We start from the raw sequence: 24,034 nt of genomic DNA, 5'->3' as shown, positions 1-24,034 counted from the left end.
GCAGACGAATAAGGAATAAAAGACACGTCCGAACTGTTCTGTAGCTTAGACAGAGCAGACAATCCAAGGAGGCAAAGGCAATATGGCAGAACGCAGCCTGCGAGGCATGAGCATCGGCGCAAAGTCGTTGGAATCTGATGACAATGTGGATTTCGCGGCGCGAAACGACGTCGCATATGTGTGCCCAAAGGGACACCGCACGATTCTGCCGTTCGCTGAAGGCGCGGAGGTTCCGGAGGAATGGGAGTGCCGGTGCGGCATGACCGCGCATCGTGAAGGCGACGAGGATCGTGAGGCCGACGAGATTTCCAAGCCGACCCGTACACACTGGGACATGCTATTGGAACGCCGTACTGAAGACGAGCTGAAGACGTTGCTTGAAAAGCGTCTGCAGATGCATCGCGACGGCTGGTTTCCAGACTACGAGTAACCAGTAGTTGAACGACACTTGAACTGCATGCCCGGTCAGTAAGACCGGGCATAATTGTTATCTGAACAGTTCACATTGCATCGAGCATTTAACAAGGAGTGCATTAATCTCATGTCCGAGAAGACCAAGCAACCCAAGAAAGTCGTTCTGCTTGACCTTGACGGCACATTGACCAAGTCTGATCCGGGCATCATTGGTTGTGTGGTGAAGGTATTTGAGGAACTGGGGTATCCAGTGCCTGATGATGAGGAGTTGCAGCGATTCATTGGTCCTGCAATTGTCGAGTCGTTGCAGCGCAATAATATTCCGGACGACTTACTCGATGAGGGCATTGCCATCTACCGCAGGTATTATGCGCAGGAAGCGGTGTTCGATGATCCGAATAATCCGGGTCAAAAGGTTCCGGGCCGTTTGAACAATACCATTTATGACGGTATCCCAGAACAGTTGGCCAAACTGCGTGCTGACGGATACTACTTGGCGATCGCAAGCTGCAAGCCGCAGTATCAGTGCATTCCGATTTGCGAGCATTTCCATTTGGACACCATGGTCAACGGCATTTACGGTGCCAGCGAAGATAATTCGCGTCTCGACAAAGATCAGGTTATTCAATGGGCGTTCGACCACATTGGGTTTGACGAAGCCGCTGGCGATAAGGCGCTCATGGTCGGTGACCGTTGGACCGATGCTGACGGAGCCAAAGCGTGCGGTCTGGATTGCTTGGGATGCGGCTGGGGTTATGCCGAGCCTGGCGAGCTGAAAGAACATGGCGCGTATAAGGTGATCGATTCGGTTAGTGAGCTTGCGCAAACCATCGAAGACTATTTCGCCTGATAGATAACGGCTGATGCACGAGCGGATCATCTTGTGCATAAAGACAAAGAAACCCCTGGGTATGCATGCCAGCGATGACATTTGCATACCTGGGGTTTTGAGAGATCGCGTACATCTCAAATACCCCCTGCACCTGCTCCCACTTTTGTCCGATAATGTATGTTATGTCAGAAAAGCTACAGCAGTTTTCGACTGACGCTCTTTTCTGTACATAACATCGGTGGGTTATGCCAGCACGTCCCTTTCGGGACTTTGCTCGACATAACCCACCGGCATGATGGATGGTGCGTCCTCGCTTCGCTGGACGTTTTTCCACACGGCTGCGTTTTCGCTTCGATGGATGTCTTTTTGGCTAGTCCTTAATGGCTTGGCTGAGTTTTCTTTCCATTTCGCTTTTCATGCCGTTTCGGGCCTGCAGATACATAAACACCAGTTCCGTGGCGATGAGCATAACCATCAGTGCTGCCGACGGCCAACCAACCTGTTCGTAGAAATGCTGAAATTTCAAGGAAAAGCTGGGTTTGAACATCGTATATATCGGATACGGCAGAGCTCCGATGATCAGCGATGTGAAATGCAATCCGACAATTGACCAGCGTACCGGATATACGTCACTCTTGGTTTTTGAGAAGATATTTCCTCGAATTGCAGTAATCGAACAAATGTTCAACGATATGACCGCTGCGACAATCCACAGCAATGCCGGCAGAATATCAAACATGTATTGCTCCCCTGTTGTATGTCTGTCTGTACATATCTATCTCATATCAACGACTCGTACATCCGTCTTAGTCCGCATCAACCATACGGCATGCATTCTGGTATGTTACAGTGACGCGGCGGCGCGTGTCTGATGTTGCGCCTCGAAGTTCTTTCTCATGCGCATTGCAGTGATATCGTCAACAGGTCGGTTTCCACCCATCATGGAAGGCATGGTGGTCAGATCGACGTATTCCTCGTGGGCAAGAGTCTCTCTGATCTGCTTCCATAAAGATCCCACCGATACGCCGAATACCGCCCGACCGCTTTGCAACAACGCCACCATTTGCTCACTATCCGTACATTCGTGCACTTGCTGACCGTCGCACATAATCGTGATATTCTCAAGTTGTTCCGCGGTACGCTGCGTCAGAAAACTGATGGCAGTCGTCACATTTTGCAGATTGATGCCCGCGTCAAGCAGTCTTTTCGACACAGCAAGGATCACCACGTCCTTGAACGAGTACAGCCTGCGCGAACCGGATCCATGCGACGGCGTGATGGAGGGTTCCACGATTTGTCTGCGAGCCCAATAGTCAAGTTGACGATAAGTGATGCCTGCTACTTTTGAAGCCACCGTACCCTTGTAGCCGCGCGTCACCGGCTGAGTGCCGGTCGCGGGGAATAACTCCCCCTGCACCGCAGTCGACACATGCAGACGCAACCGCGTTGTTGGCTCTGCTTCGTTCATCACGCTCTCCTACGACATCTACAATAACGCCCATGAGCATTCGTGCGAAGCTCATGGGCGCGAAGCTGTTGTACACAGTCTATCCCGCATAACGTGGATCAACCGGCAATGACGGCTTTATTGTCGAAATAAACCAGACGGAACTTGCCAAGAATAATCTCATCGCCATTCTTGAGCTCCTGCTGATCAACACGCTGGCGGTTCACATAGGTGCCGTTCAAGCTGCCCGCATCAATAACGGAATACCTGCCGTCAGACCTGCGGAACACCGCATGGGCGCGGGAAACCGTGGAATCATCCAAAAGAATGTCCGCTCTTGGATCACGGCCGACGGTAATCTCATCCTCGTCAAGAAGATACCGCGACCCCGACACCGCTCCCCTAGTCGAGATCAGCAATGCCGTGCCATCGGCAAGACGCATGATGGTTTCAAGGTCCTCTTTCGTCAGAGGACGGTCTCCGGTGGAAGTCACCGGTACGGTTATTGCAGGAAGGCCAATGATGGTCGTTTCACCTGCGCTTGGAATCGGATCAGTCATAGTCGCCATTCTAGTCATTACCCTTGCAAATAGCCGGTATTGAGACCGGCATGGTCACGAATCATACACCGTAAAGTGGGTCTTATCCCTCAGTCTTGTCGATAATTGACACGAACTGGTCGTTTGGCAACATGTCATCATAGCTGCGCCAACGGCGTTCCAGCTCACGATTCGCCTCGTCATGCTGCTGTTTGCCGAGCCTGGCATAAGCCTTCAACTCGTTCGGCCCCATGTCTTTGACCGGCTGATTGAGATTCAATGCTTCGTCACTCACAAGCTGCCATTGTAGCCGTACACCTTGAAAGAACACGGAAAAAGCCCGGATAGTGTGTATTCCGGATTTAAAACTGTATTCGAAGTTATATTCGCGGGGATTGATTTCAGCGCTGCTCGTCGATCATTTCCCGCAATGCCTTGTTGCAGACGGCTCTTCTTGAATTAGGAGCATCGCCGGAGTGAATGGCCTCGGCCACCGCGTCGCTCTGCTGCGTCATCTTATAGTCTTCTCCCTGCGTGGACTCGATCTGGGATTTATCCGCACCCATGTATTTCACTGCATAGGAGTTGGTTGCAGCTCCAATCAAGTTGCCCGCGACAGGCGGACCAGCGGTTCCGCAGCGCGCCCAGATTTCCCTGTGAGACAACTCATGCCTTACAACAGCATCAAAATAGGCCGTACAAGATCCTCATCCTTCAGGAACTGGTTCTCATAATTCTGGAATTCGTCGATGCCTGCCTGAACGAGATCATCAGGTTCATCGGTGCTGGAAGACATTTGATACCATCCAATATCAACCGATTCTTTGTAGTCAGTCAAAATCACCATATACTGGTGAACATAATCACCGCCCTCCTCTGTTGCAGGAACGTTGGCCTTGTCGAAAATCGTTCCATCATGGATGGTATCCGAACCATTTGTCGTAGGTGGTCAGAACGAGATTCTCGTACTCCTGATACAACGGACGATCCTGCACGTAATAGATTTCGCCTGTGGCCGGCAGTCCCAGCTTACCTCTGAGATCCTGCTCGACTTTTTGATTGATGTTGCGTTGCCTGGAAGTATAGGCGCCATGAATCGCTATGGCGCCCAAAACCAACACCACGCGCCACCCGTTTCCGACATGCCGCACGAAACGGCGGAAACCCAACGAAACCAACAAAAAAGGCGGCACGACGTGCCGCCCGATGGTGGGTGATATAGGAATCGAACCTATGACCCCTTCCGTGTGAAGGAAGTGCGCTAGCCGCTGCGCCAATCACCCGATGATGGGTTATATAGGAACTCACGTTCCAGTGGGCGATACAAGATTCGAACTTGTGACCCCTTCCGTGTCAGGGAAGTGCGCTACCTCTGCGCCAACCGCCCGGGTCATGCGTCGCACTCGCACATGTCAAGCACAACAAGAGGTGGGTACGAGAGTCGAACTCGTCTATACGGCTTTGCAGGCCGCTGCCTAACCGCTTGGCTAACCCACCCTAAAGGTCGATAATCAATCGGGACCTTAGAGCGGACAACGGGACTCGAACCCGCGGTCTCAACCTTGGCAAGGTTGCGCTTTACCAACTAAGCTATGTCCGCCTGTTCTCCGCAGTACTACTGCCTGAGCACGAGTATCTACTATATCCGCATTCTCAAAATTTGCAAGTCCGCGTGTCGTGTTCGTGTTTTGCTGTTTTCAAAGGGCTTTTATCTACCGAAAAAAGGTTTTGAGCTTTCTTGACATTCGGGTATTTTGAGATGCTGTTGTCTAGATCGGGATGCCCTGCTCGTCACATTCACCGATGGCGGAAGCGTGTTTGCGGAAATATGATTTCGTTATACATTTAAAGCATGTGTGAGGAGACGAAAAAACGCGAGACAATAATGATCTCCGCGTTTGAGGGGTGGAATGACGCCTGCCAGGCTGCGACGAACGTCATACGGCATCTTGTGTCGCGATATGATTCACAGGAGGTGCATCATATCGACAATGAGGGTTTCTACGACTATCAGGTAGCCCGTCCGATGATTTGCTCGGTACAAGGTCGTAAACGAATCATCTGGCCACAGACCACGTTCTATGACATTGCAGTCTCCCCCTCGCTGCATTTTCTCGCTCAGATCGCCCCCGAGCCAAATTATCGTTGGGAGGAATACTGCAGGCAGACGTTGCGCATCGCAGAAGACTACGATGTGAGCGGTATCGTCACGCTTGGATCCATGTTCGACGATTGCCCCCACACCAGGCCTTTGCCGCTTGACATTTCCAAAAATGACTGCGAAAGCGAACCCGACAAGGAATATAACGGCCCTGTGGGCATCCCCAACATTCTTGACGCATTTGCGGCGGACGCAGGATTTCATACCACATCCATGTGGGTGTCCGTACCCCATTACTGTGCGAATACCGAGTGCTTGCAGGGCACGCTGGAATTGGTTCGCGCATTGTCTCTTTTACTTGAGCATCCGCTGACTGAAGGTGATTTGAACAGAAAAGCCGCCGAATGGCGCAAGGCTGCCGACGAGATTGTCGAGCAGACGCATGCCGGCGATTATCTTGCCTGTCTGGAACGCGACTACGATTTGAACGCTCAAGCGCAACGTATCGCGTCGAATGGCATGCCCGCTTGCGAAGAGCTGATTCGTGAGGCTGAATCGTTCTTGCGTGGCAATTAAGTTGTGATTGGCGATAAGCAGTGAATATATAAGTCGGGCCGACCATCGCAGGATGATCGGCCCGACTTTTTTGTTATTCGATTATCGAATTAGATTCACGCTGCAGCTGCGGCTTCCAGCGGCGAAAGCACGCCGGTAATCAGCAGCAATGCCACGACGATCGCCAAGCCGATGCGGTAGATGGCGAATGCCTTGTACGAGAAGGTGGAAACAAACTTCAGGAAGCCGATGATCACCACGTAGCCGACCACAAATGCCACGATGGCTGCGGCGATGGTAGGACCCCAGCCGGGGAACATACCGGCATCCCCCGCGGCAACGTCCTTGACGGCCGATACGGCTTCCAGAATGCCTGCGCCGAACACGGCAGGAATGGCCATGAGGAAGCTCACTCGAACGGCTGCCTCACGGGTGTATCCCATGGCGCGTCCAAAGGTGATGGTGCCCCCAGAACGGGAAACGCCGGGAATCAATGCGAGCATCTGGCCGATGCCGAAGATCAGCGCATCCTTCCAGGTCATTTCCTTCATGGTCTTGACCTGCTTGGAACGGGCGTCGACCACCCACAGCAGCACGCCGAACAATGCAAGTACGGTGACGGTGATCCACAGATTACGCAGTGACCCTTCGATCGCATGCTTGAACAGCAGGCCGGCAATCAGAATCGGCATCGTGCCGAGGATGATGAACCAGCCCATCTGCGTGTCTGGATTGTGCGCTCCCATACGGCTTTTGAAATCCTTGCCTTCTTTGCCGAACAGGGAACCGAACCATGCTCCAAGAATGCGGATGATGTCATGTCGGAAATACAAAATCACGGCAAGCTCGGTGCCGATCTGGATGATTGCGGTGAACGCGGCGCCCGGATCGGATCCCAGCATCAAATCGCCGATAATGCGAATATGCGCGCTGGAAGAAACTGGCAGGTACTCGGTCAATGCCTGCACCAGACCAAGGAAAATCGCTTGGAAGAAATTCATGAACCCTCTTTTATATGTATCAATGGTTTCGTCTGCTTTTCCGCATCCAAGACTAGCGAGAGGGGTCTAATTTTTCGCTATGGATCCTTGAGTTGTCTCAAACCATGCACACAATGGTGCCAAAACCCATCGGAGCTTCACTAACGATTCCATAAGGTCTCGCAAATGTGGCGGATCATGCAAGGAAAGGTCGGGCAGCATGAGCAAATATCGCAAGAGCAGGGCATTCAGTCCTGAAGGTTTCTTCGAATGCGAGGGCCGTGGCCTGCAGTGGCTTGGCGAAGCGCAATCCAAAGGCGGGCCACGTGTGGTAGACGTGTACGACTGGGGCAAGGATTATCTCAACATTGAACGAGTGAACGCCTGTGGTCCGACTTTGCAGGCCGCGCATGATTTCGGCGCTGCTCTCGCGCGTATGCATGATGCCGGAGCCGATTACTTTGGATCTGCCCCAGCCGGATATACGGGAACTTGTTATTTCGGCCCCTTGCAGGATCCCGTTCCCATGGACGCAGGCGAATGGGATGATGTGGCGACATATTTGGCCGAAGGCAGGCTCCGCCCGATGGTACAGCTTGGTATGAAGCGCCGTGAACTCACTGATTACGATATGGAACTGACTGAGGCCGTCATTGAAGCGTTGCCTGAAATACTGGGCAAGGCGGCCAATGACAAGCCAGCACGAGTGCACGGCGATCTGTGGAGCGGCAATGTCATGTGGTCGGCCGATTCCGGATCCGTGGAAGCGGTGCTGATCGACCCAGCCGCGCACGGCGGGCATCGTGAAGAGGATCTCGCCATGCTTGACCTATTCGGCATGTCGTACTTGCGGGACATTCTCGACGGATACCAGTCCGTACATCCGCTGAAAGCAGGATGGCAGGAGCGCACCACATTGTGGCAGCTCTACCCCATCGCAGGCCACTGCGTGTTCTTCGGCGGTGGCTATGTGAACCAGTATCGCGCTATGTGCCGGTCATTGCTCAAATAAACACGTAGATATGCCTAATGATTGGCTGTTGTAGGCGTGAGGCAATCCGCTTGCTACAGCAGAAACATTGACAAAATAGCCGGTTGCTTCGTTTTTGAAGCAACCGGCTATTTGATATGCGATCTAACGTTTTCTCATCGGATGTACGACATGAGGATAGGGAAATTCAGCGCAGTGCATCCTTCAGCTTGGAGAAGAAGCCCTTCTTCGTTCCGGAAGTCGGGCGTGCGCTTACCGCAACATGTTGGGCATCTGTGTCATGCTTTTCGGCAAACCGTTCCATCAAGGCACGCTCGTCGTCAGTGAGCTTTGTCGGAATCTTCACTGCGATATGCGCCACCAGATCGCCACGCTCGCTCTTGTTGTTAAGATGCGTGACGCCCAGATTCTTCAAGGTCACAGTGTCGTCAGGCTGGCTTCCTGCAGGCACTCTCACAGACTGCTTGCCATCGAACGTGTCGATTTCCAGATCATGCCCCAGTACGGCCCAGCTCATCGGCACTTGGATCCAGCAGTGCAAATCATCACCGTTACGAGTGAAGGTGTCATCCTGAGCGATGCGGATGTCGACATACAGGTCGCCGGCAACACCGCCGTTTTCACCCACCTCGCCCTGATTAGCGAGACGCAGACGGGTATTGTTCGTCACGCCGGCAGGCACGGACACGCCGACATTACGGGTGATACGCACACGACCATGACCAAGGCAGGACGGACACGGATTTTCGATAACGGTACCATGTCCCTCGCAACGCTCGCATGGAGCGGTGGTCATCATCTGGCCAAGCATGGTGCGCACCACGCGCTGTGCGTAGCCCTGACCATGGCAGTCGGGGCACTGTGCCGGCTGGGTACCTTTCTGGCAGCCGGTGCCGGCGCATTCCTGGCACAGACCGAACGTTTTGATTTCAACATGTGCGGTGTCGCCGAACACCGCAGTCTTCAAGTCGATGGTCACTGTGGCCAGTGCATCGCGTCCCGGCTGTGTACGAGGGGTCGGACCGCCGTTGCCACCGCCGAAAGCACCTCCGGTGAACATGTTGAAAATGTCACCCATGTCGCCGAATCCGCCGCTGAATCCGCCATGCATGCCGCCGGCGTTCGGATCGTTCGGGTCCACGCCGGCGTCGAACATCTGACGCTTCTGTGGATCGGACAACACTTCGTAGGCGTTATTGACTTCCTTGAATTTGTCTTCGAATTCCGGACCTGCGATATCGGGATGATATTTGCGGCTCATCTTTCGATAAGCTTTTTTGATCTCGTCGTCGCTTGCGGAGCGGTCTACGCCCAGCACTTCGTAATAGTCCGTCACGGTTGTTCTTTCTCCCTATTGCTTTTCGCGTGTCATTGTGCCATAAGGCGGGGTCAGCTGTTGTTTTGGTTTTCGTCGTGAGCCACGAATGCGGTCAGATATCTGGCAACGGCACGCACTGCTGCCATGGTCGCAGCATAGTCCATATGCGTCGGTCCTATGGATCCGACGAAGGCGATGGGCTCGGTGGAATCCTGCGCTGCAGTGGTGTGATTGCTTGTCTCTCTCCCCTGCTCCTCCGCAGTCTCGCCTTTTGTTACGTCGTCAGCGGTTGCCGAGGTTCGACCGTACCCGCTGGTCACCACGGATGCATGCAGCAGACCGGGCGTGTGCGTTTCGGAGCCGATGGCCACTCCGACTCCATCGGATTGCGTGGTTTCGCTCAACGTGCTCATGAGTTTCATGAGCACGACTTGCTCTTCCAGCGCATCGAACAATGGTGCAAGATCGGCCACGGCACGCTGGTGCGCGAGTCGTGAGGTTCCTGCCATATAGAGTTCGCTCGCGCGCTCGTCGTCGGCCATGCCATCGAAAGCTTGAGCAAGCGTTTCCGCCAGTCTACTGATGGGGCGGTATTCCTTGCGGGATGACATCTGCCTGACATAGTCCGCGGTTCGTGTCAAAGAAACGCTGGCACACTGCGCGTTGATTTCGTTGACCAGATGCGACAGCACTGTGGTGTCCGGCAACTCGGAAACGTTGAGTATATGTTGCGCCACTCGGCCGGTGTCAGTGATGACGACGGCCAACAGGGTGTTGATTGATACGGGAACGATTTCGATATGCCGTAATGTCGATTTCGCCAACGACGGGGCCGCCACAACCGCGACCTGACCGGTGATCTGTGCCAGAAGGCGGGCTGCGCGCTGCAAGGTGTCCTGCAGATTGACGGATCCCGACAGAAAACTGTTGATGCCACGGCGTTGCGCTTCAGACATCGGCACCACTGTGGCCAAGCGGTCCACGAAGTATCGGTACCCTTTTTCCGTTGGTATGCGCCCTGCCGACGTATGGGGTTGAATAAGATATCCCTCATCTTCCAAGGCGGCCATATCATTACGGACGGTGGCCGAGCTGACGCCCAGATCATGATCTTTGGTCAAGGTGGTCGAACCGACTGGCTCCTGCGAGCGAATATAGTCCTCGACGACGGCACGCAGCACCAACATACGTCTTGACTGCGTCATGCGTGCCTCCTCTTTATGTATACACGATACGATTCAGCGGGAGCCGGTTTTCGGAATATCTGCGATATTAGGAGAAACCGTCTTCCGTAAATACTTCTCCCATTGTATTAGCACTCGCGAGGCGCGAGTGCTAATACGTTCGCTTCCAGAGTACTCGTTTCTCGTTTTTCCCGATAGCAATCTCCCGAAATGCTCGTCATACCACCAATCGAACAGAGCAATCGCACGAGAATGTTAACTGTGAGCGTTAACAGAACACAAACTACCAAAACACGCCAAAAATCCACCACAACGTCACCTCACATCGCTACTATGGAAAACGCAATGTGAGGGCGTCGAGCGCTCGGCACAAGCCGGATACGCGGCCCGACCAATTGGAAGGAAAGTAATCCATGACCGAATTCAAGGAGACCGAGCTGGACGAGCGCGCCATCAAGATGGCCAAGGTCCTGTCGGCCGACGCGGTTGAGCGTGCGGGACACGGCCACCCGGGTTCCCCCGTCTCCCTGGCGCCTATCGCCTACACTCTGTACCAGCATTTCATCAAGCATGATCCGAACGATCCCAATTGGGAAGGTCGCGACCGCTTCATCCTTTCTGGCGGTCATGCTTCCCTCACCCAGTACGTCCAGCTGTACTTCTCCGGCTACGGCCTGACTCTGGATGACCTGAAGAACTTCCGCGGCGGTGCTGACACCCGTACCCCGGGTCACCCGGAATATGGTCTGACCCCGGGCATCGAAATGACCACTGGTCCGCTGGGCCAGGGCTTCGCTTCCGCCATTGGTTTCGCCTATGGCCAGCGTTTCCAGCGTGGTCTGCTTGATCCGGAAGCTCCGGCAGGCGAATCCCCGTTCGACCACAACATCTGGGTCATCTGCGGCGAAGGCGATATCGAAGAAGGTATCTCTGGCGAAGCTGCCTCCCTCGCTGCCAACCAGCAGCTGGGCAACCTGACCGTCATCTTCGATGCCAACCGCATCCAGATCGAAGGCGACACCAATCTGGTTCTGGCTGAGGACGTGCTCAAGCGCTTCCAGGCCTACGGCTGGTACACCGACGAGTTCAGCTTCATCCAGCCTGACGGCTCCTACAAGGAGGACGTCGAGGGTCTGGCCGACACCATCGCCAAGGCTCGCGAGGCCGCTCCGAACCAGCCGAAGCTCATCAAGGTCGATACCCTGATCGCATGGCCGACCCCGGGCAAGACCAATGATCCGTCCTCTCACGGCTCCAAGCTGGGCGCCGAAGCCGTCGCAGGCCTCAAGGAACTGCTTGGCTACGATCCGGAAGAGTCCTTCCATGTCGACGAAGAGGCTCTGGCTCACGCACGCAAGGTTGCCGAGCGCGGCCTCGAAGCCCACAAGGAATGGGACGAGAAGTACAACGCATGGCGCAAGGCCAACCCGGACAACGCTGCCCTGTATGACCGCCTCAAGGCCGGCGAACTGCCGGAGGGCTTCGACAAGGCCATCGATGACCTCGAGGCTACCTTCGAAGTCGGCAAGGGCGTTGCAACCCGTGGCGCTTCCGGTTCCGTGCTGAACGCCATCGCCGCTGTCATGCCGGAACTCTGGGGCGGCTCCGCCGACCTCGGTGGCTCCAACAAGACCGATCTTAAGGGCGCTGCCACCTTCGCTCCTGCCGAGTGCGCCACCAAGCAGTGGCCGGTCTGCAGCCCGTACGGCCGTCAGCTGCACTTCGGCGTGCGCGAGTTCACCATGGGTACCATCACCAACGGCATCCTGCTGGGCTCCCATACCCGTCCGTTCGGTGGCACCTTCTTCATGTTCTCCGACTACGAGCGTTCCGCTGTGCGTCTGGCCGCCCTCATGCAGATTCCGAACCTGTATGTGTGGTCCCACGACTCCGTCGCCGTCGGCGAAGATGGTCCGACCCACCAGCCGGTGGAGCACCTGGCTTCCTTCCGTGCCATCCCGCAGCTTGAGGTCGTCCGCCCGGCCGACGCTTACGAGACCGCCGAAGCCTACCGTTACTTCTTCGAGAAGAAGAACACTCTGCCTGCAGCCATGGTGCTGACCCGCCAGGGCGTTCCGGTTCTTGCCGAAACCGCTGAGAAGGCCAAGGACGGCGTCAAGAAGGGCGCTTACGTGCTTGTCGACACCGAGGGCACCCCTGACGTCATTATCATGGCCACCGGTTCCGAAGTGCAGTGGGCCGTCTCCGCAGCCAAGACCCTGGCTGGTGAAGGCATTAAGGCTCGCGTTGTGTCCGCTCCGTCCCTCGAATGGTTCGAGGAGCAGGACGCCGAGTACAAGGAAGCTGTGCTTCCGGCCTCCGTCAAGGCTCGTGTCTCCGTCGAGGCTGGCGTTGCCATGCCGTGGTACAAGTACCTCGGCTCCTACGGCAAGCCGGTTTCCATCGAGCAGTTCGGCCTGCAGGGCGACGGTGCTCAGAACATGATCGACCTGGGCATCACCGCCGAGCATGTTGTCGAAGCCGCCAAGGCCTCCATTGCGGAAGTCGAAGCCGCCAAGTGATTCGACGGGGAGGGGCATGATGCATGTGCCTCTCCCCTTTTACCGCACAATAAATAAAGATTTGATCCAAAAAGGTATCAAGGAGAAAAACAATGACTGAAGCAACTCAGCGCACCTCTGACTCCGGTGTCTCGATCTGGCTGGACGATCTGTCCCGCACCCGTATCGAATCCGGCAACCTGCAGGAGCTCATCAAGGACAAGAACGTCGTTGGCGTCACCACCAACCCGTCCATCTTCCAGAAGGCTCTGAGCCAGGTCGGCCCGTACGATGCACAGCTCAAGGAGCTCGGCAAGGTTGACGTTGAGACCGCTATCCGCGAGCTCACCACCACCGACGTGCGCAACGCCACCGACATCTTCCGTGAGATCGCCGAAGCCACCGATTTCGTCGATGGCCGCGTTTCCATCGAAGTTGATCCGCGTCTGGCCCACGAGACCGAAGCCACCGAGCAGCAGGCTGTCGAGCTCTGGGAGAAGGTCAACCGTCCGAACGCCATGATCAAGATCCCGGCAACCCTCGAAGGCCTGCCGGCAATCACTGCAACCCTGGCCAAGGGCATCTCCGTCAACGTCACCCTGATCTTCTCGCTCGAGCGTTACGAGCAGGTCATCGATGCCTTCATCGAAGGCATCGCTCAGGCTGACGCCAACGGCCATGACCTGAAGCACATCGGTTCCGTCGCTTCCTTCTTCGTGTCCCGCGTGGACACCGCCGTCGACAACAAGCTTGAGGAGATCGGCTCCGATGAGGCCAAGGCTCTCGAGGGCAAGGCCGCTATCGCCAACGCTCGCCTCGCTTACGAGCTGTTCGAGAACAAGTTCGCCAACGATCCGCGTTGGGCTGCTCTCGAAGCCAAGGGCGCCAAGAAGCAGCGTCCGCTGTGGGCCTCCACCGGCACTAAGAACCCGGCCTATTCCGATTGCGTCTACGTTGACGAGCTCGTTGCCCCGCTCATCGTGAACACCATGCCGGAGAAGACCCTGAACGCTCTCGCCGATCACGGCAACGGCGCTCCGACCATCAAGGGTACCTACGAAGAGTCCCACGCCATCATGGCCAAGCTCGCTGAGCTGGGCATCGACTTCAAGGCTGTCACCGACAAGCTGGAAGCCGACGGCGTCGCTTCCTTCATCAAGTCCTGGGATTCCGTCCTTACTGACGTCCAGGCTGGCATCGACCGCGTCAACGGCTGAGCTTCTTGCTTAAGTGTTAGCGATCTAAGCTAAGGATTCCCCCTGCCAGAATTCTGGCAGGGGGAATCTGCTATTGCTCTACATGTTTTCAGCTTATTCCGGTACGAGGCGTAAAACCAGTGGCCTGGCGGATCGCTTGAATCGCCTGCGTTTTGCGCCCTTCAAAAGTTGGATTGTCAAGCGTCACCACACGGTCGGCATACGGTGACTCCTGAATGACGCGTACCAAAGTCTCATGGAACCGATACCGATCCGAAGCCCACCGCATTGCACGGAACCCACCATCCACATATTCGGTGATCGGAGGAATCAGCAACACCAGATCAGGCTTCTCCTGTTCAATCACCATATCGAATGTCGGCTTGCAGCTTGGCGTTCTCATCGGCCGGCAGATAGCGTTCCGCATAGACACGCGTAACCATGGCATCAGTATCAAGAAAAAACGATGCCATGATTGGCATGCGATGCTATTGCATGCTCGTTCTGAGAGAACTTGGAAAGAATCAGCCGCTCGTAATCGAAAGCGGTAAGTTCATCATCGTCAACATTGCAGGCTTCCTCAAATTCACGGGCATACTCGACCGTGATCGGAGCGTCATACAATTTCGACAAGCGTGTCACCAATGTGGTTTTGCCGACGGAAGCCGGCCCAACAACCAATATGATCGTTGTGAACTCGCGACGGAACGATTGATTGATCAGCGGCCACCATTTGCGATTATGCTTTCCGTGCAAATACTTGATTGCAGATCATCCGATACGGCCATAGTGCTGCTCTTGTGGAACCAGACCCATGCGCCGTAAAAACCGTTGGCCAACATGACCACCTGAAGAACGAACATCGACATGGCGCCAGGACCTCCGGCGGAAAGCTGGTTGAACCAGATAACCACCTTGATCACGTCAAGAATAATCCATGCGACCCACTGGCTGCGGTAGCCGTATGTCATGAGAATCTGTCCGACGATACCAAGCGGCAGCAGCGTGCCGTCAAGCCGAACCTGTACACCGCCAGTATGGCTCGACACGAATACCACAATCAGATAGATCACGATGGTTGCGATGACGGCGAGAATGCCTTGCCACCATGTGAACATGCGGGCATTGACTTCCTCATACTCGTTTTTTTCCTGACGATCAAGCTGGCGCTGCCACACCCATACGCCGACGAACTGCATGGTGACGTAGAAGATCTGAGCGAAGATGTCTCCGACGAGATGGTTCATGATGGCAACGATCAGCCAAGTGGCGCAACCGATGAAGCCCCACAGATAGTTGGTCAGTCGCCCACGGTCGACGAGAATGAGATTGAACACGATGCATAGGCCGGAAATCAGACCAATTCAACCTGCCGCGGAAAATCTTTGGACACGAAGAATGACACCAACTGCGCCAACAGCATGACCGCGATCAGGACAAACTCCCCCGGCTTGAAGTCAGTCAGCTCGCGGAACACACGCTTCGGATTGACGACGTTGCCGATTCCTTTGAGCAAATCGTTCACAATATCCCCTTTCACAATGAAACGATGGCTCGGCCCTAAGGCCGGAGCCATCGTAGCCCTACTTATGGTCAGTATGACTATAAGTATTTGGGGACGGAGTGTCGCGATGCTGCGCGTACTTCACACCATGAAAGCCCTTCAAGCAATCAAGGTCATCATGCCTGATGATATGTGCTCAAGAAATCACCGATCTCACTTACGGTTTCCTTTAACATCGTGATACGTGGCAGATATACCACCCTGAAATGATCCGGATTCTGCCAGTTGAATGCACCGCCATGACTGATCAGAATATGCTTGTCATGCAGCAGATCCAACGCAAACTGCTCGTCGGAGTGAATATTGAACTTCTTGACGTTCAGCTTCGGGAAGATATAGAACGCCGCTTTCGGCTTAACTGCGGTAACGCCGGGAATTTCATTGAGCATCTGATAGACCAGTTCGCGCTGCTCGTACACACGGCCACCTGGCTTGATGTAATCCTTGACGCTCTGATGCCCGCCCAAAGCGGTCTGTACCACCGACTGAGCTGGGACATTCGAGCACATACGCATGTTCGCCAGCATGTTCAAGCCCTCGATGTAATCCTTCGCAATACGCTTGTTGCCGGAAAGTATCATCCATCCAATGCGATATCCGGCAATCATATGCGACTTCGACAGACCGGAGAACGTTACACAGAACAGGTCCGGAGCCAGCGATGCGATAGAAATATGCTCCAGTCCATCCATGACCAAACGATCGTAAATCTCATCGGAGAAAATAATGAGCTGATGTTCTCGGGCAATGTCGACGATTTGTTGCAGCAGTTCCTTTGGATAAAGCGCTCCGGTCGGATTATTTGGATTGATGATGACAATTGCCTTGGTCTTATCCGTGATTTTAGAGCGGATATCGTCGATATCGGGATACCATTCGGATCCCTCATCACAGATGTAATGCACGGCGGTACCGCCAGCCAAATTCACGCAGGCGGTCCACAGAGGATAGTCCGGCGAAGGCACCAGCACCTCGTCGCCATCATCCAGCAACGCGGACAGCGACAGGTTGATGAGCTCGCTGACGCCATTGCCGGTGAAGATATCATCGATGGAGACGTTCGGAATATTCTTGAGCTGTGCATACTGCATGATGGCTTTGCGTGCCGAGAACAGACCCTTGGACGGTGAATATCCTTCGGTTTCAGGGAGCTGTTGCGCCATATCATACACGACTTCATCCGGAGTCCGGAATCCGAATGGCGCAGGATTGCCGATATTGAGTTTCAGAATATGCGTTCCCGCGGCTTCCATGCGTGCTGCCTCGTCCGCCACCGGACCACGAACGTCGTAGAGCACATTGTCGAGCTTATGAGATTTCGTAAAGGTGCGCATAGTCTTTCCTTCTGTTGATTGCGCTGATGCAGGATTGCTATCATGTTGGGCTTCATCAGACTTGATTGCGGGCAAGGTGGCGACGTTCTGCTCCATGGGAACGTCCTTTCCCATCAGCCAGTCCTCATTGACCTGCAGAAAAGCCGCAAGAAAATGGGCGATATCGGCACGCGGCACGGTTTTGCCGCTCACGTACTGACTCATATGACTTTTGCCAAGTTTGATATTGAACTTCTCAGCAGCATGCACAAAGTCAATTTGTTTGACATTGCGGAACGCCATAGCGACGTTCAACCGGTTGGAGAACGATTCCGCCATACTAGTCCTTTCAGTTCAATTTTCATCAAGCGCTAGTTCAAATCCTAACACAAACCAACTAACGAAATTGCGGAAGTTCAATATCAAATGTAACTATTTCGCATCCTTTTGCGACAAAAGTTCAATTCACGAAGTTCAACTCATGTAACTCTTGAATATCACGAGACATCACAGCAGATTATCTTCAATCCACTGCGCCACACCGTCATCATTATTAGATGGACAGATTTCATCTGCGATGTTCAACACATCCGGATTGGCGTTCGCCACCGCCACTCCCCTGCCGGATTTACGTAGCATGGCAATGTCGACCAAATCGTCACCGAATGAGACGGTATTGCTCATCGGCGTCTCAAAATGTTCTGCCAGCAAATCCAACGCATGCTCCTTGTTGGCTTGAGGATTCATCAACATCCACAGCGATCCCTCAGAGATATGTACGTCAAAATCGTTGGGCACAAGAGAACCGACCTGATTCCGCTGCTCATCGTTAGGGAAGATAATGAGCTTATCGGCGATGCCTTCAGGAACATCGTCAAAGTCAGTGTATCGCCAGGTCTGTGTTTTCCAATATTTCGTAACATCGAAATTGGTGTATCTCACATCATCCATGACAATGCCGACTTCCATACCGGGCAGTTCATTCAACAGATTCTTGCAGACTTCGCATGCTCGCTGTGAGGAGAATCCGATTTTCTTGAGATGGCCGTCTTCCGGCAGCATCGGCGAAGTGAGCATTTCATAATTTGATGAGGCTGGATTGAAATCGATCAATGCTCCATTGAGATAGGCAACGGCATCAACCGGCAGTTTTTCCACGAACGAAAAGCCTGTGCTGACCGGACGTGCCGTTTCCACAACGAAGGTCACGCCATTATCGTGCATGCGGTTAATCACATCGATGGAACGTTGTGTAAGAAAACGTTCCTCGAACGTTTCGCCATCATGCAGCAAAGTACCGTCCAAATCCGCGACGACCATCGTGGTTTCTTGGGTTTTCTCGATTTTCAAAGACGTCAAATCAATCCTTAGCTCGTATGTTGTAGACAATACTACGATAAAAAACACTTCGGCCCATGACTGTAATCCAGTCATGGGCCGAAGCAAAAAGCCAATCAGATGAGATCGAACTTCGTCATCAGACCGAGGGCAATGATGATGGCAACCCACAGCACCGCGATGATGACGGTCCAACGATTCAGGTTCTTTTCCGCGACACCGGAAGAACCCGCATTCTGGGTGAGACCGCCGCCGAACATATCGGACAGACCGCCGCCCTTACCCTTGTGCATCAGAATCAACAGGGTGAGCAAGAGGCTGAAAATAACAAGAATAATCTGCAGCACAAGCTTGACGATGGCCATAGCGGACACGAGTGAACCTCCAGTTCGTAAACACTGCTGTTAACAATAGCGCAAGGTATTGAGAAAACCGAATAATGACCACACCTTGAAAGGCCAACTCGATAAAAACATTACTCCGCGAGCATCATACTGTCGCATTCATGGTGAGCTGGCAGATTCTGGTGAGCTCATCCACGTTCAGCGCGGCACCGCCGATAAGGAATCCATCCACATCGGGCTCGCCAATCAATTCTTCGGCGTTCTTTGAGGAGACGGAGCCACCATACAGAATGCGCACGGACTCTCCTACATGCGTGCCGAAAGTTTCAGCCAAATCATCCCGAATCGCCTTGGCCGCGTCCTGAGCGGATTGTGGAGTGGCCACCATTCCGGAGCCGATGGCCCATATCGGCTCATACGCCACAATCAGACGCGACGCTTCCTCGTCGGAAAGATCGCGTGTGACGTCATGCACCTGCCCCACGGCGAAATCAAGCTCAATGCCTTTGCGACGTTCCTCGTAGCTTTCGCCGACGCAAAGAATCGGCTGCATTCCGGCCGCCAAAACAGCGCGTACCTGATCCACGATGTTCGCATCATCTTCCGGATGGTACTTTCGTCGTTCGGAATGTCCGACAATCACATACGAACAGCCGAGGTGGGCGATCATATCGGCAGACACATCTCCAGTGAACGCGCCCTGCGATGTTACGGAAACAGCCTGTGCGCCGTAGTGAATCTTCAAATTGTCGGATTCGACCAACACCTGCACGCTGCGTAACGATGTGAAGGACGGCATCAATGCGATTTCACAATGGCGGTAGTCGAAATGGATGTCACGAAGTTTCCATGCGAGCTGCTGAACGAAATAGGTGGCTTCAAGATGGTCGAAGTTCATCTTCCAATTGCCGGCGACCAGTGGAATTCGTTGCGATGCCATGTGTTTGCCTGCCTCCGTTCTTATTTCATTCAGTGTTCGTACGCCGTGGTTTCGGGTTAGTGAAAACAAGAGGTGCTCCCCCACCTTTTTTGTTGATAAGGGAGCACCTCCGGTTATGCGTTAAGCAATCAGTCGAGCACCTTCAGGCCCGGCAGTTCCTTACCCTCGAGGAACTCGAGGGAGGCACCGCCACCGGTGGAGATGTGCGAGAAGCCATCCTCCGGGAAGCCGAGGTTACGCACTGCGGAAGCGGAATCACCGCCGCCGACGATGGTGAACGCACCAGCTGCGGTAGCGTCGACCAGACCCTGGGCCACGGCCTCGGTGCCGGCAGCGAAAGCCGGAACCTCGAACACGCCCATCGGGCCGTTCCAAACGACGGTCTTGGAATCCACGATCTTGTCGTGGAAGAGCTTCTGGGAATCCGGACCGATGTCCAGACCCATCTTGTCAGCCGGAATGGCGTCGGCAGCCACGACTTCCGGAGCGATGTCCTCATCGGACTTCGGGAAGACCGGGTTCACCACGATATCGGTCGGCAACACGAGTTCGACGCCGTTCTGCTCAGCGCGCTCGATGTAGCCTTTGACGGTCTCGACCTGATCCTCTTCCAGCAGGGAGGTGCCGACCTCGAGGCCCTTGGCCTTGAGGAAGGTGTAAACCATGCCGCCGCCAATGACCAGACGGTTGGCCTTGTCGAGCAGGTTTTCGATCACACCGAGCTTGTCGGAGACCTTGGAACCGCCGAGCACGACGGTCAGCGGGCGTTCCGGCTCAACGGTAGCGCGGGACAGAGCCTTGACTTCCTTCTCGACCAGCAGGCCGGCAGCAGCCGGAAGATCGGCAGCAACGTCGTAATTGGAGCCCTGTGCGCGGTGCACGACGCCGAAGCCATCGGATACGAACGCTTCGCCGAGCGCAGCAATCTTCTTGGCATAAGCGGCGCGCTCCTCCGGATCCTTGCTGGTTTCTTCCGGGTTGTAACGCACGTTCTGCAGCAGAACGACATCGCCGTCGCCCATTGCGGCGACCTTGGCCTGGGCATCCTCACCATAGGTGTCTTCAGCCAGCGGGACCTCGATGCCGAGCAGCTCGCCGAGACGAGCAGCGACCGGGGCAAGGGACAGTTCCGGAACGACCTTGCCCTTCGGACGGCCGAGGTGAGCCATCAGAATGACCTTCGCGCCTTCTTCGCGCAGGGCCTTAATGGTCGGCAGAGCGGCCTTGATACGACCGTCATCGGTGATCGTGGTGCCGTCCAGCGGAACGTTGAAATCGGCGCGAACGAGAACGCGCTTGCCCTTGAGATCTCCAAGATCCTTGAGTGTCTTCATGTATATCCTTTCCTAGCCGCTTGTAAGCGTGGAATGGCCATATTGCCATTTACGAATAATACAAGCCCAAACGAACAAAAACACCATACTGTTCGAAAACAGGCATGGTGTTTTGCATAAAAGATTCAATCAAGCCGACTGGCGGCGCGCCTTTTCGGTTTTCTCGGCGAGCTGCAGAAGTCGACGGATGCGGCCCGCGATGGCATCCTTGGTGATTGGTGGATCGGCCAAACGTCCCAGCTGTTCCAGCGACGCATCAGCATGGTCGAGACGAAGCTGGCCGGCCGATTTGAGGTTGTCTGGAATGTCATCTCCAAGAATCTCAAACGCCTGACGAACCTTGTCGCATGCTTCCGCAGCCGCCTTGGCGCTGCGACGCATGTTGGCGTCGTCGAAGTTGGCCAGACGGTTGGCTTTGCCCCGAGCTTCGCCGTCGGAACGCTTTCCGGTCCACTCGCGTGCGGAGCGCGGCGCACCCATAAGAATGAGCATACGTTCGATGGCGTCGGGATCGCGCAGGGTGACGCGTTCGGAGCTGCGTAGCTTACGCGGCTTGGCGGTGATGCCCAGACGCCGTGCGGTGGAGACCAGTGCCAGAGCGGCCTCATGGTTCGGGCACACGATTTCAAGATAGCTGGCCTTGCCTGGATCGGACAGACGTCCGTTGGCGAGGAACGCGCCGCGCCATGCGGACTTGATCTGCGCGATTTTGCCGTTGATGATATCGCTTGGAAGACCAAGCACCATGTTCTTGGTGTAACGGCTGTACAGGCCGGTCTGCAGCACGAGCGCCGTACTGCCCTTCGGCACGCGAATCACATAACGCTGCACGGTGCCGGTTGGCGTCTGCCTAGAGACAGGAGTAAGCGTGGCTTCATGACCATACAGGTTCTTGATGGTGTCCTGCAGCCAAGCAGCCGCATCTTGGGAGTCGAGCTGCACCTGCACGAGAATGTGGTGATCCACCGAGTGCAAACCATTGCCGAATCGAATCATCGCTGTCGCCTGCGCCTTTTTGGCGATCGGCAGTTCGTTATCGATTGCGGCCAGCTCGCTTTTGACGTCATCCAGAAGAGCCAAGAGCCAACCTCCTACCTTGCTGTTCTTCCCTAAATTTCAGGCGAGTCGCGGAATCATTCCGCACTGCCACGGCTTACTGTGATACCGAATATCTTGGACAATCACAGCCAGGTTTCTTTACATATGGACACTATTCTCTCATAATACGGTCATTTTTCCGCTGACCGCTTATCAAGCTCGCGTGCGGAAACGGAAACCGACAACCCCCTCGCACGCAGTCGCTTAGCCAAAGCCTCACTCATCGCGACAGAACGATGCTGGCCTCCGGTGCAACCAATCGCAATAGTCACATAATGCTTATCTTCCTGCGCATATCCTTCAATCGCAATCGAAAGCGCCTTTTCATACGAGTCGAGGAAGTCCGCGGCCCCTTCGCTGGAAAGTACGTAATCACTCACCTCTTTGTCGCGTCCAGTCAGCGAGCGAAGCCTGGGAACCCAAAATGGATTCGGCAGGAATCTCACGTCGGCCACAAAGTCGGCGTCGATGGGAATACCGTATTTGAAACCGAAACTGAAGATGTGCACGGAAACCGTGGTCGGACCGGATCCGAGCATGGCCTCATATAATTTCGTGGACAGCTGATGGATACTCAATGATGACGTGTCGATAACGATGTCCGCACGTTCTTTGAGATTCTCAAGCAGATCTCGTTCCTCGAGAATGCCGTCAATCAGTCGATTGCCCTGCTGCAACGGATGAGGCCTGCGTACGGATTCATATCGTTTGATCAGCACCTCGTTGCTGGCATCAAGGAACAGGATACGCGTTTTCACACCAAGATCGTCCAGATGGCTGAGCACCGCGGACAGGTCATCGAAATAGTCGCGGGAACGCACGTCGACAACAGCGGCGAGTTTGTGAATATTGGATCCCGTGGTCATCATGTCCACCAAGGGCACCAGCAGTTTTGGAGGCATGTTGTCAACCACATACCAACCCATGTCTTCAATGCTGTCGGCAGCATGCGAACGGCCCGCACCGCTCATGCCGGTGATCAGCAATACTTCAAAACCTTCAGCCGGCGAAGGGGCGCTGGCATGCGTGCCATTCGCCTGTACGTCGATGTCTTTCTGTGCCATCACAGAGCCTCCTCAAGCGCGATGCGCATGGCTTGTTCCAAACGCGCGGTGCAATCCTGATCAACCATACCGCTCGGCGGATCGTCATCCCAGATTCCCGTCATCAACCAGACCTGCACCATGGCCTGATACAACAGCATCTGCTCGCCGCCAATGGCGATTCCTCCCTGTTGGCGCCATGCCTGCATCAGCTTGGTAGGGCGTGGGTCATATACGACGTCGAGCAATGTTCCATGCATGCGCACACCTGGCATTCTCAATGATTCGGCAATACCGTCCGCAGCCAATCCGGGAATGGTGTTTATCGCCACATCAGCCTGGCGCAACGCTTCGATGGCGTGGTCCATGCCGACAATGCTGATCGGCTGTTCCGATGGCATATACCGTTCGGCAAGTGGCTTGAGATCGGCGTTCTTCTCAGGATGGCGAGCCACAACGATGACATGTCCGATCGCAGACATCTCCACGCATGCCGCTAACGCCGACGTTGCGGTGTTGCCGTTGCCGATGATCACGGCCGTTCCAGAACGGTCCGTCTTCGGCGTTATCGCACGTGTCTGATACGAGTGTTCGAAAGCGAGTTCGATGCCGCGTACGTCCGTGTTATATAGCCTGATGAAGGGGATGTTCGAATTGCCATTGACGCAGGTTTTGGTCCAATCAAACACCGCGGTATTGGCAACCATAAGCTCTTTGGCCCATGTATTGCACGGTGTTCCGTATGGCTGGATCGTTTTCTTCAATGGCATGGTCAGGCTGAGTCCCGACCAGGTCGGATCAAGCGATTCAAGAAAGCCCTCAAGATCAGGCTCGCCCACCTCATGCTTGTCGTACGACCAGTCGTCAAGATGCAACGCGTGATAAGCGGCATTGTGCAGCACCGGAGACAATGAATGTGCGATGGGCTTGCCCAGAACCGCGCACCGGTGGTTGACCTCGGTCATATTCCCTCCCTATATATTCACCGTCATCATGCTAGCA

General features: G+C 54.6%; 28 protein-coding genes and 4 tRNA genes. 6 read left to right on the top strand and 26 right to left on the bottom strand.

All coding sequences use genetic code 11. The annotated features are described in order from the left end of the window. The first annotated feature begins 82 nt into the window (after positions 1-82). Positions 83-430: an RNA polymerase-binding protein RbpA gene (locus BBPC_RS04900; RefSeq protein ID WP_004222148.1), complete on the top strand. Its 348-nt coding sequence runs from the start codon at positions 83-85 to the stop codon at positions 428-430. Between the two features lie 111 nt (positions 431-541). Next, positions 542-1,264 (top strand): HAD hydrolase-like protein, encoded by a 723-nt coding sequence (locus tag BBPC_RS04895; RefSeq protein WP_004222146.1) that lies wholly within the window; start codon positions 542-544, stop codon positions 1,262-1,264. Between the two features lie 352 nt (positions 1,265-1,616). Here BBPC_RS04895 and BBPC_RS04890 read toward each other — a convergent pair whose 3' ends face one another. The 11 genes from BBPC_RS04890 to BBPC_RS04845 form a co-directional block, all read right to left on the bottom strand. Continuing rightward, a complete protein-coding gene (locus tag BBPC_RS04890) occupies positions 1,617-1,985 on the bottom strand; it encodes a hypothetical protein (protein ID WP_004222143.1) in 369 nt (122 codons plus the stop codon). Between the two features lie 105 nt (positions 1,986-2,090). Continuing rightward, positions 2,091-2,714, bottom strand: coding sequence for a MerR family transcriptional regulator (locus tag BBPC_RS04885; RefSeq protein WP_004222140.1), 624 nt, complete (start codon positions 2,712-2,714; stop codon positions 2,091-2,093). A gap of 98 nt (positions 2,715-2,812) precedes the next feature. Further along, positions 2,813-3,253: an FHA domain-containing protein gene (locus tag BBPC_RS04880; protein ID WP_033524029.1), complete on the bottom strand. Its 441-nt coding sequence runs from the start codon at positions 3,251-3,253 to the stop codon at positions 2,813-2,815. 82 nt (positions 3,254-3,335) lie between these two features. Next, on the bottom strand, positions 3,336-3,527 hold the full coding sequence (locus BBPC_RS04875) for a hypothetical protein (protein WP_033524028.1): 192 nt from the start codon (positions 3,525-3,527) through the stop codon (positions 3,336-3,338). A 106-nt stretch (positions 3,528-3,633) separates the two neighbouring features. Further along, complete coding sequence (locus BBPC_RS09820; protein ID WP_004222131.1) at positions 3,634-3,798, bottom strand: hypothetical protein; 165 nt, start codon at positions 3,796-3,798, stop codon at positions 3,634-3,636. Positions 3,799-3,905: 107 nt separating this feature from the next. Continuing rightward, a complete protein-coding gene (locus BBPC_RS09815) occupies positions 3,906-4,070 on the bottom strand; it encodes a hypothetical protein (RefSeq protein WP_155114913.1) in 165 nt (54 codons plus the stop codon). Between the two features lie 76 nt (positions 4,071-4,146). Then, positions 4,147-4,356 (bottom strand): hypothetical protein, encoded by a 210-nt coding sequence (locus BBPC_RS09435; protein ID WP_004222125.1) that lies wholly within the window; start codon positions 4,354-4,356, stop codon positions 4,147-4,149. An 83-nt stretch (positions 4,357-4,439) separates the two neighbouring features. After that, a tRNA-Val gene (locus tag BBPC_RS04860) sits at positions 4,440-4,515 on the bottom strand. 32 nt (positions 4,516-4,547) lie between these two features. Further along, positions 4,548-4,619 (bottom strand) — tRNA-Val (locus BBPC_RS04855). A 39-nt stretch (positions 4,620-4,658) separates the two neighbouring features. Next, positions 4,659-4,729 (bottom strand) — tRNA-Cys (locus BBPC_RS04850). Positions 4,730-4,759: 30 nt separating this feature from the next. After that, positions 4,760-4,832 (bottom strand) — tRNA-Gly (locus BBPC_RS04845). A gap of 252 nt (positions 4,833-5,084) precedes the next feature. Here BBPC_RS04845 and BBPC_RS04840 point away from each other — a divergent pair. Then, positions 5,085-5,909 (top strand): PAC2 family protein, encoded by an 825-nt coding sequence (locus tag BBPC_RS04840; RefSeq protein ID WP_004222123.1) that lies wholly within the window; start codon positions 5,085-5,087, stop codon positions 5,907-5,909. Between the two features lie 95 nt (positions 5,910-6,004). Here BBPC_RS04840 and uppP read toward each other — a convergent pair whose 3' ends face one another. Then, positions 6,005-6,889, bottom strand: a complete 885-nt coding sequence (uppP, locus tag BBPC_RS04835) for an undecaprenyl-diphosphatase UppP (RefSeq protein WP_004222120.1) — start codon at positions 6,887-6,889, stop codon at positions 6,005-6,007. Between the two features lie 199 nt (positions 6,890-7,088). Here uppP and BBPC_RS04830 point away from each other — a divergent pair, with 199 nt between their 5' ends. Next, on the top strand, positions 7,089-7,880 hold the full coding sequence (locus tag BBPC_RS04830; protein WP_004222119.1) for a fructosamine kinase family protein: 792 nt from the start codon (positions 7,089-7,091) through the stop codon (positions 7,878-7,880). 166 nt (positions 7,881-8,046) lie between these two features. Here BBPC_RS04830 and dnaJ read toward each other — a convergent pair whose 3' ends face one another. Together dnaJ and hrcA are read right to left on the bottom strand one after the other, a co-directional pair. Further along, entirely contained in the window at positions 8,047-9,195 is a 1,149-nt protein-coding gene (dnaJ, locus tag BBPC_RS04825; protein WP_004222117.1) for a molecular chaperone DnaJ, read from the bottom strand. 53 nt (positions 9,196-9,248) lie between these two features. Beyond that, on the bottom strand, positions 9,249-10,382 hold the full coding sequence (hrcA, locus tag BBPC_RS04820; RefSeq protein WP_033524026.1) for a heat-inducible transcriptional repressor HrcA: 1,134 nt from the start codon (positions 10,380-10,382) through the stop codon (positions 9,249-9,251). Positions 10,383-10,774: 392 nt separating this feature from the next. Between hrcA and tkt the strand changes: the two genes are divergently transcribed. Together tkt and tal are read left to right on the top strand one after the other, a co-directional pair. Next, on the top strand, positions 10,775-12,883 hold the full coding sequence (gene tkt, locus BBPC_RS04815) for a transketolase (protein ID WP_004222111.1): 2,109 nt from the start codon (positions 10,775-10,777) through the stop codon (positions 12,881-12,883). A 92-nt stretch (positions 12,884-12,975) separates the two neighbouring features. Beyond that, entirely contained in the window at positions 12,976-14,079 is a 1,104-nt protein-coding gene (gene tal, locus BBPC_RS04810) for a transaldolase (RefSeq protein WP_004222108.1), read from the top strand. A gap of 88 nt (positions 14,080-14,167) precedes the next feature. On the opposite strand, the gene BBPC_RS09365 is transcribed toward tal, so the two are convergent. From BBPC_RS09365 to BBPC_RS04760, 12 genes are all read right to left on the bottom strand, one after another. Then, positions 14,168-14,428, bottom strand: coding sequence for a hypothetical protein (locus tag BBPC_RS09365; RefSeq protein WP_004222105.1), 261 nt, complete (start codon positions 14,426-14,428; stop codon positions 14,168-14,170). Between the two features lie 83 nt (positions 14,429-14,511). Further along, complete coding sequence (locus tag BBPC_RS10260) at positions 14,512-14,700, bottom strand: hypothetical protein (protein ID WP_354001504.1); 189 nt, start codon at positions 14,698-14,700, stop codon at positions 14,512-14,514. 77 nt (positions 14,701-14,777) lie between these two features. Next, positions 14,778-15,395 carry a nicotinamide riboside transporter PnuC gene (gene pnuC / locus BBPC_RS04800; RefSeq protein ID WP_004222097.1) on the bottom strand — a complete coding sequence of 206 codons (618 nt, stop codon included), beginning with the start codon at positions 15,393-15,395 and terminating at the stop codon, positions 14,778-14,780. Between the two features lie 17 nt (positions 15,396-15,412). Beyond that, positions 15,413-15,583, bottom strand: coding sequence for a hypothetical protein (locus tag BBPC_RS09810; RefSeq protein ID WP_155114912.1), 171 nt, complete (start codon positions 15,581-15,583; stop codon positions 15,413-15,415). Positions 15,584-15,738: 155 nt separating this feature from the next. Then, positions 15,739-17,274 (bottom strand): aminotransferase class I/II-fold pyridoxal phosphate-dependent enzyme, encoded by a 1,536-nt coding sequence (locus tag BBPC_RS04795; RefSeq protein WP_004222092.1) that lies wholly within the window; start codon positions 17,272-17,274, stop codon positions 15,739-15,741. A gap of 168 nt (positions 17,275-17,442) precedes the next feature. After that, positions 17,443-18,255: an HAD family hydrolase gene (locus tag BBPC_RS04790; protein WP_047749610.1), complete on the bottom strand. Its 813-nt coding sequence runs from the start codon at positions 18,253-18,255 to the stop codon at positions 17,443-17,445. A 134-nt stretch (positions 18,256-18,389) separates the two neighbouring features. Next, positions 18,390-18,638 carry a preprotein translocase subunit SecG gene (gene secG, locus BBPC_RS04785; RefSeq protein ID WP_004222089.1) on the bottom strand — a complete coding sequence of 83 codons (249 nt, stop codon included), beginning with the start codon at positions 18,636-18,638 and terminating at the stop codon, positions 18,390-18,392. A gap of 124 nt (positions 18,639-18,762) precedes the next feature. Further along, positions 18,763-19,557, bottom strand: a complete 795-nt coding sequence (gene tpiA / locus BBPC_RS04780; RefSeq protein WP_004222087.1) for a triose-phosphate isomerase — start codon at positions 19,555-19,557, stop codon at positions 18,763-18,765. Between the two features lie 128 nt (positions 19,558-19,685). After that, a complete protein-coding gene (locus BBPC_RS04775) occupies positions 19,686-20,891 on the bottom strand; it encodes a phosphoglycerate kinase (RefSeq protein ID WP_004222084.1) in 1,206 nt (401 codons plus the stop codon). Positions 20,892-21,020: 129 nt separating this feature from the next. Continuing rightward, positions 21,021-21,971 (bottom strand): DNA-binding protein WhiA, encoded by a 951-nt coding sequence (whiA, locus tag BBPC_RS04770; RefSeq protein ID WP_004222082.1) that lies wholly within the window; start codon positions 21,969-21,971, stop codon positions 21,021-21,023. Positions 21,972-22,120: 149 nt separating this feature from the next. Continuing rightward, positions 22,121-23,053, bottom strand: a complete 933-nt coding sequence (rapZ, locus tag BBPC_RS04765; RefSeq protein WP_004222080.1) for an RNase adapter RapZ — start codon at positions 23,051-23,053, stop codon at positions 22,121-22,123. Further along, positions 23,053-23,997: a shikimate dehydrogenase family protein gene (locus tag BBPC_RS04760; RefSeq protein WP_004222076.1), complete on the bottom strand. Its 945-nt coding sequence runs from the start codon at positions 23,995-23,997 to the stop codon at positions 23,053-23,055. The genes rapZ and BBPC_RS04760 overlap by 1 nt, the downstream gene beginning before the upstream one ends. Between the last annotated feature and the right edge of the window lie 37 nt (positions 23,998-24,034).

Origin of the sequence: Bifidobacterium pseudocatenulatum DSM 20438 = JCM 1200 = LMG 10505 (assembly GCF_001025215.1) — a bacterium.
Taxonomy (GTDB): Bacteria; Actinomycetota; Actinomycetes; order Actinomycetales; family Bifidobacteriaceae; genus Bifidobacterium; species Bifidobacterium pseudocatenulatum.
The sequence above is the reverse complement of the archived record's forward strand: the minus strand, read 5'-3'. Positions and strand labels throughout refer to the sequence as shown.